Below are 6000 nucleotides of genomic sequence, written 5' to 3' on the forward strand. Positions count from 1 at the left end.
CCTGCAGAAGACACAGCTGAGAGCTACAGAAACCGCAGGCTGAGCGACATTTCAGGTGCCGCCCACGGCCCAGTTGCCGTCCTGAGGTACTCCGAAACTGAGGCACCAGGGCTTGTGCCCGGGGGCGGTGCAGTGCGCCCAGAGGCGGATGGGTTCGGTACGGAACTCGTCGCGCCAGCGTTGCTCGCCGAGCGCGTCCTGATACCAGGAGGGCTTCGGGGACTGCACGACGACGAGCCGTTGACGGTCTCCGGGTAGGAGGGAGAAGGCGGGCACCGTACGGCCGAGCTCATCGGTGTCTTCGACCCTGGGATGGAATTGGAACGGCCCCCAGATGACCCCGGCTCTCTGCTCCGGTGTGGACCCGTCGGCCAGGTGAGGCAGGCCGGAGCGGTCGGAGTCGTCCCGGATGGTCAGCTGCACGACGAGTTCGCCGAGAGCGGCCGGGGCGTCGAACCGGACGTACAGGGTGTCGCGAGTCCCCCTCTCCAGCTTGATCCGGAGCTGGGGCGTCAATTCCCTGTGCCAGCGGTCCCGTTCGATCTGCGCGACGGAAGCGGCCGTGGCGTTCGCCTCTCGGGAGGCCTTCCATGCGCCCCAGGCGGCGACGCCGCTGAGCGCTGCGGCGGCCGCGGCTATGGACGTATCGACGATGCTCATGCCGGACTCTAGCCCGAAGGCCGCCCCGTCCGGCGTTTCCCGGATGCGAGATACCTCCATGAGCGGAGGCAGTCCCCGAAGGCACGCATCCGTGCCCTCGCCCTGGTGCGCCGGTCGCTGTGTCCTCAACGGCCTACACGAATCCTTAGTGGACCGATGTAGACAGACGCGTCTTGCAGGACGTCGGCGACCTCCCGCGAGAGGGAGCCGGGGCGCACGCTGGTTTGATCCACATCTACCAGGGGGAACTGCACACATCGCACCGGCTTTTCATCCCCGTCGATGAGCACGGTCACCGTGATGGTCTGGCCCCGGCGGAGGAGGGACGGCTTGAGGAGAAGACCTCCCTGGTGCTGGCCCCCGGTGAGCGGGATCAGCTCCTGCCACGTCTCGATCTGAGGAAGGAGAGTGCCTTCCGGGGCGGATGCGACATCGAGGACTGCTGCCACCGCGTGATCGAAATCGAACTTGATCGGCTCCGCCCCGTGGAACATCTCAGCAGTCACATCATGGCGTCCTGAGTTGGAGATGACGAGCTCAACGATGCGAGGGCTCGACAGCCGTACAGAACCAAGGGTGACGTTCAGCAGGGCACCATCACCGGCGGGCCTGTCGAACAACGGAGTGTTCGACTGTATCCACCAGTTGACCCTTCGCTTCGGGTTGGCCGACCTGAAGGCAGCCCAGGCCCCCAGGACACCGACGATCAGACCCGCCAAGATCGTGATGACGAACTGCCACCACGAGCCCGATTCCCACCACTTGCTCGCTAGCTTCTCCATGGCCCGGATTCAACCACCGGCTGTACCCGTGGATCGGCGGGGATGACCAAGACGGCCCTTGGCGAACGCGAGTATGGGCGGCCCCTGATCTTCGGCGCGGAGAAGGCCAGGGGCGGCAGGACGGCGGTCGCCGTGAGAAGGCGAGCTCGGTTTGGTGTTGGTGGCCTTCAAGGAGTCAGCACACAGTGGCTTGTTGTTCGTTCTCGATATATGGTTTCCTTGGTGCATGACCAATATCAGGCTCACCAAGCCGACTATGGCGGTTTTGGAGGCGCTCTTCGGTTCCACGCCTGACGCTCCTGCGTGGGGTCTGAGTATCTGTCGTCAGGCCGACCTTGGCCCTGGCACCGTCTATCCGATCCTCGACCGTCTCCTTGAGCGCGGATGGGTTAGGAGCTGGGACGAGGAGGATGCCCACCCCGGGCGACCGGCGCGACGGTTCTACGAGTTCACCGGCGCGGGGCGCCACCAGGCGCGAGAAGCGCTGGAAGCACGCGCCGCGCGCCGTGCCCGCTTCAGCCTCCGGCCCACAGGCGGTGCAGCATGACGCCGACGGGAAGCGATGCGCCGTGGTCTGAAGACGACGGAGATGACCACTTTGGTATTCGCCTGAGCGAACTGGTAGCTGGACAACTTGGCGCAGACACCCGGGAGCGCGTCCTCGCGCACCTCGCGAGCTGCGAGAAGTGCAAGGCCGAGGCCGAAGCGCAAAGGCGGTTCAGAGTTCCTTTCGAGTGGGTTCGGCCGTGGAGAGAGATCGCTTCAAACGGGCACCACATCGTTGACCCGCCAGCGCGGCTGGTTCGCATTCCACGCCGAGAACCGCGAGCAGAGCGCTGGACGTCGCTGGCAGCCAAGATCGCCGGAGACCGACGCGACATGCGCACTGCGTGGCTGGCCGACCTCGCCGGCAGGCCCGAGGATGGAGTGTTTCTCACGGCCTGGCAGCAGCGGTGGCATGCGCTCGGGTTCCTCGTCGCCGCTGTCCGCTTCTTCCTTCGAGACACCCTGGGTCACCTGTGGCGTCCCGTTGACTGGATTTTGACCACGCGCAACCGTCGGGAATCATTCGTCGGACTGCCGCCAGCGCTGCTCGTGCTCTACATCGCTAGGCATGACGGCGTTCACACCCTTCTAACTGAAGGGTGGGGCTGGGTTGGCGGCTGCGGCGCGGCGATGTTCGCCCTCGTCCGTTGGCTCCAGCGGATTCGCGGAATCGACCTGGCCGAAGGGACCGGGCCTGACGCGGAATAAGGGGGCAACTTGGGTGGCGCGCGCTGCCCTGCACGGAGGGACAGTGAGAGGCTTGGTTGCGGGGCTCTACCGGCGGCGGGCCGGCACAACCCCGCCCCCGCAGCCTACTGGTGCCCCAACCGTCCATCCAGCCGTGAGCCGCCTAGCAGCCATCACCCCGCAGACTCGGGCAGTGTTTGTTGTGCCCAGTGGAGTCCGAGGTCGGCGAGGCGCTGCAGTTGCTCCGTGGTGAGTCCCGCCCGTCTGGTTTTGGTGTTGGACAGGAACACGCCCAGCTTCACGGGGTGCGTCTTGCCGTCGATGGTGATCGTTTCTACGTGCTCTCTGGAGACGGTCACAGAGCCCGTGCGGGCTTTGTATTGCGTGAGGGCTGCGCATCCGCGTTCGAAGGCGGCGGAGCCGCCCCTGGACGCCTTCCCGGGCGTCTTCTGCGTCTCGGGTGGCAGCGGGGTGACACCCAGGCTGCTCAGCCGTTCGCGCTGCCCCGCCTTGAGCCCCTGCCAGACCACATGCTGGCGTTGCCGCTGAAGCCACCGCCCTACATCCACCCCGTCCGCGGTCACCCCCGGCACGATCTCCTCGAGCCCGGCCCCCGTCGTGATGAGTCCGGTGATGGCGGCGTAGGTACGTTGCCAGTCGACCGCCCACCCCAGGGCGCTGGGGTTCCAGTCGGGGTCGATCGCGGCGAGCTGCGCCGCACGCCGTCGGGCCACGTCCGGGTTCTTGCCGAGTCCGCCCTTCTTGCGGCAGTTGGCCAGCCACTGCCCGACGGGCTTGTCGAGCGTGGTGGCGGTGACCGGGGCGGCGAGGGTTCCCGTCTCGGCGTAGTAGGCGCGGGCCGCGGACAGGTTCTCTTCCCAGGCTGCGTCGGCGGGGTCCCAGACCATGCCCAGCTCGTCGAGGTCCGCCGCCCGCTCCGGGGCCATCCTCCCCGCGGCCAGGGCCCTTCGTTGATCTGCCAGCCACCTCCCGAGCGGGAAGGAGTGTCCGGCCGGCATGAGTTCCCGGTGCCCGTACGGCACCGCGAGATGCCCCGTCCGCTCCCGGAACGCGACCGCCGCCTGGTGGCCGGCCTTCCAGTTCGCGTGCTCCGGCTCGATCAGGTTGTAGCGGACCATCCGCGCGATCAGCGCGGGGTCGCGGTGACTGCCGAACCGCAACAGCACTCGCTGCTCGTCATCGCCCTCGTCGGGAGCCTCACCCAAAAACGACGGGCTCGTACCCGTGACCGGTGAATTCTCTTGCGGAATCGCGAGCATTTCCACGGCACGTTCATCGTGCGCGCGGAGTCCGTTCAATACCCGGATCAAGGGCCGGTACGAGGCCGAGTACGGCATGTCTTCTTCCGTCTCACCCGGGCCCAGGAAAATCGGCACGACCAGCGTGGCAAGTTTTCCCTGCCCCGGCTTCTGCCGCAATGCCCGCCCGATGGCCTGGACAATATCGACGGCCGATCCCTTCGGGTCGATCAGGGCAATCGAGTCCACTACCGGGCAGTCGACACCTTCCCCTAGAACCCGACAGTTCGACAGCACCGCCCGCCCGGCCCGCCCCCCGAACTGAGCCAACCGGTCCGCGCGCACGTCCGCGTCATGCTCCCCCGACAGCCACTTCGCCCACACCCGCTCCGGATGCCGGCCGGGATCCTCGGCGTGCAACCGCTTCGCGGCCCGTCCAAGTCCTTCGGCGAAGGCCCGCGCCTCGATGGTGCGGTGATGGAACGTGATGCATCGCGTCAGCCGGTGCTCGGCCATCGTCTCCAGCAGCGCGGCCTGGAGCACCGCGAGCCGCTCGCCACGCACCTCCTCCGACTCCCTCGCCGTCCCGTACAGCCGTGCCGGGGTGAGGCTGGGATCCCGCAGCTCCGCCACCACCACCTGGTACCGCGCGAGCAGCCCCCGCGCGATCGCGTCCGACAGGTCCAGCTCGTACAGGACGGGCCCGTAGACGGTCTCGTCGTCCATGGAACAGGCCATCTCCTCCGGCAGCCGGTCCACCACCGAAGCCGCCGGCTCCCCGGACCGCTGCGCGCCCGCCTCGCCCGCTTCCTCCCCTCCGGCTCGCCGCGCGGCCGCCCCTCCGGACTGCTGCGCGCCCGCGGCTACCTCGCCGGCTTCCTCCCGCCGCCACCGTGGCCGTGCGGGCCGTTCCTCCCAGATCCGCGGTGTCGCCGTCATGTACAACCGCCGCATCGCCGGCAGCTGCTCCTGGTCGTGCACCGCCGCCCACGCCTTCGCGAACGAACCACTAGTGCGGTGCGCCTCATCAACCAGCACCACGTCCCACACGTCCATGGGCAGCCCGTACTCGCCTTGGTGCGCCTCGATGAGTACCGGCAGTGAGGCGTAGGTGGCGAACACCGTGACCGGCCCCCGCCCGTGCCACAGCCCCAGTTGCGGTGCACTCGTCGTCGCCCGTACCCCCAGTGAGAACAGGCTCGGGTCGTCGTCCAGCGAGCACACCGCAACCGCCGGCCCCACATGCCCGAACGCCCGCCACTCCCTGACCGTCTGTGCCAGCAACGCCAGCGTCGGCACCAGCACCAGGACCCGCCCATCCGGCGCCAACCGCTTCACCGCGGCCGCGCCGATGAACGTCTTCCCGGTACCGCAGGCGCTCACCACGGTGCCGCGCAGACCCTGCGGCGGAATCCGTTTGCCCGGCGGAATGTCGAGGCCTTTTACGATGGCTTCCACGGCCTCGATCTGGTGCGGGCGGAGAGAGATTGATTCCGTCATCGCTGAGATATCCGATCCGAGGAGATACAGGGTGGCATCTGCTCGTGATACTACCCGCTGCATCACACCAAGGCACAGGTCGGATGCATCCACACACCAGTACGGCCGAAAAGAGCCCTCACGCATGCCAGTCGTGTGCTACGTTCCCCATACCTGGCAGTCGTGCCTACCGTCGGGACGACTGCGGCCGGCCGCCTCTGACGAGTCGTCCGGTGACATCAGGTCAGTTCCACAAGCCCAAGCCGGCTCGCCCCTGCAGACCCCGGCCTCGACGGGAGGCAGTGGGCCACGGTTCGTGATCCTACCCGCTAGCCGAGTTGATGCAGCCTCACCCCCCGTTGCTGCCCGGCGCAGCCGGCAAAGGGCGGGAGCGCAGCGGACGCCCCGCCCGAGGGAGCGCAGCGACCCGGGCCCAGGATTGAAGCGAAGCGAAAATCCGAATTCACGCGAAGCGTGAATTCCCCAACACGCGGAGCGGGTTGGGGAAAAGCGCGAAGCGCTTTTCCAGAATTCGCGGAGCGAATTCCGTTGCTCCTCGCGCAGCGAGGAGGGACCCGCTCCGCGGG

At 67.6% G+C, this 6000-nt stretch carries 5 protein-coding genes; 2 read left to right on the forward strand and 3 right to left on the reverse strand.

All coding sequences use genetic code 11. From position 1 onward, the window contains the following. Positions 1 to 51 precede the first annotated feature (51 nt). Positions 52 to 660 carry a hypothetical protein gene (locus TNCT1_RS34085; RefSeq protein WP_143639951.1) on the reverse strand — a complete coding sequence of 203 codons (609 nt, stop codon included), beginning with the start codon at positions 658 to 660 and terminating at the stop codon, positions 52 to 54. Between the two features lie 125 nt (positions 661 to 785). Beyond that, positions 786 to 1442: a hypothetical protein gene (locus TNCT1_RS34090; protein ID WP_143639953.1), complete on the reverse strand. Its 657-nt coding sequence runs from the start codon at positions 1440 to 1442 to the stop codon at positions 786 to 788. A gap of 256 nt (positions 1443 to 1698) precedes the next feature. Between TNCT1_RS34090 and TNCT1_RS34095 the strand changes: the two genes are divergently transcribed. Both TNCT1_RS34095 and TNCT1_RS36855 read left to right on the forward strand, forming a co-directional pair. Beyond that, entirely contained in the window at positions 1699 to 1989 is a 291-nt protein-coding gene (locus TNCT1_RS34095) for a PadR family transcriptional regulator (RefSeq protein ID WP_235903042.1), read from the forward strand. After that, positions 1986 to 2696, forward strand: a complete 711-nt coding sequence (locus TNCT1_RS36855; protein ID WP_143639957.1) for an anti-sigma factor — start codon at positions 1986 to 1988, stop codon at positions 2694 to 2696. Before TNCT1_RS34095 ends, TNCT1_RS36855 begins: the two co-directional genes overlap by 4 nt. 152 nt (positions 2697 to 2848) lie before the next feature. Here the strand turns inward: TNCT1_RS36855 and TNCT1_RS34105 are convergent, their stop codons facing one another. Further along, on the reverse strand, positions 2849 to 5434 hold the full coding sequence (locus TNCT1_RS34105; protein WP_143639959.1) for a DEAD/DEAH box helicase: 2586 nt from the start codon (positions 5432 to 5434) through the stop codon (positions 2849 to 2851). Positions 5435 to 6000: the final 566 nt, after the last annotated feature.

Origin of the sequence: Streptomyces sp. 1-11 (assembly GCF_007176755.1) — a bacterium.
GTDB lineage: Bacteria > Actinomycetota > Actinomycetes > Streptomycetales > Streptomycetaceae > Streptomyces.